This is a genomic window from Paraburkholderia atlantica (assembly GCF_009362785.1).
Lineage (GTDB): Bacteria > Pseudomonadota > Gammaproteobacteria > Burkholderiales > Burkholderiaceae > Paraburkholderia > Paraburkholderia atlantica.
This window is the reverse complement of record NZ_WHNQ01000195.1, coordinates 1-1,041: the sequence shown is the minus strand read 5'-3', so window position 1 is coordinate 1,041 and position 1,041 is coordinate 1. Positions and strand designations below refer to the sequence as shown.

Genomic DNA, 1,041 nt, shown 5'->3' with positions numbered 1-1,041 from the left:
ACGCGCGGGCATGTTCGCCTGCCCGGGCTCTCGGCGAAGTCGTAGACCACGGCACGCAGATCACTGTAATGCGTGGGCGTTAATCTCCCGCTCCCTGTCCTCGACCTGGGCAATCAGCTGCGCGGCAAGCGCGCGTAATTGTTCCGGGCTGAGGGCGTTAAGATCGGCGGGCAGGTTCATGCAGACGAGTCTGCCAGAACCTTGGAGACCGGGAAAGCGCCACCGTTTACGTCCTTGCGGGCGTCATACGACGCGAATCACGCCGTTAGGACCGATGCGCTGCCACGGCAAACCCACCACCAGACCTTCGAGCTGTTCCTGCGTGAGCGCATGATGCTTCGGTTCGCTACCAGGGTGAGGCCACACAAACTGTCCCTCGTTCAGCCGTCGCGCTGCCAGCCAGATTCCAATCCAGTCGTGAACCAGTACCTTCAGACGGTTGGCCCGCCGGTTGGCAAACAGATAAGCATGATGTGGATGCGCGGCGCCGAATACGGTTATCACCCGGCCAAGTGCCGTATCGAAGCCGGCCCGCATGTCCAGCGGCTCGACCGCCAGCCACACCTGATCAATGCGGATCATGCGAGCCACTCACGCAGCCAGGCGGCGCATTGTGCTGCCTCTGATATCGGCCAGCTAATCGTTATCGACTGGTTCGCGCGACGCACCTCGACGCGGATCTCGGCCGGACGAACGTTCATCGTGTCGAGCGGTACCGGCACAAATGCCGGTGCCTGTGCCGACGGCACTGCCACATCGCTGCTCGCGACGGGCACCCGAGCATTCCCTTCGGCTTGTTCCACCCAACGTCGGAGCAGGTTTGCGTTCAGCCTGTGATCCAGGGCGATGGCCGCAAGCGATACACCCGGTCTTCGGCAGGCTGCCACCACCTGGGCTTTGAACTCGACGCTATATCGCCGGCGTCGACGCCTTCCAACCGGTGCCTCTTCTTCGATAGTGTTCACGTGTCCACCTATTTAAGTGCACACGATGCTCCCAAGACCTTCAACGCTACTCAAGACGGGATGGCCGGGCGCTTAC

Annotated in this window: 2 protein-coding genes; both read right to left on the bottom strand. The window is 61.9% G+C overall.

Going from position 1 to position 1,041, the window contains the following annotated elements; genetic code table 11:
* Positions 1-243: 243 nt before the first annotated feature.
* Positions 244-582, bottom strand: coding sequence for an IS66 family insertion sequence element accessory protein TnpB (gene tnpB / locus GCT19_RS42185; protein ID WP_152855103.1), 339 nt, complete (start codon positions 580-582; stop codon positions 244-246).
* Complete coding sequence (tnpA, locus tag GCT19_RS42180; RefSeq protein ID WP_152855102.1) at positions 579-965, bottom strand: IS66-like element accessory protein TnpA; 387 nt, start codon at positions 963-965, stop codon at positions 579-581. The genes tnpB and tnpA overlap by 4 nt, the downstream gene beginning before the upstream one ends.
* Between the last annotated feature and the right edge of the window lie 76 nt (positions 966-1,041).

Bases quoted from the DNA above. Each gene is read 5' to 3' on its own strand.
- tnpB (WP_152855103.1), bottom strand. From the start codon at position 582: ATGATCCGCATTGATCAGGTGTGGCTGGCGGTCGAGCCGCTGGACATG.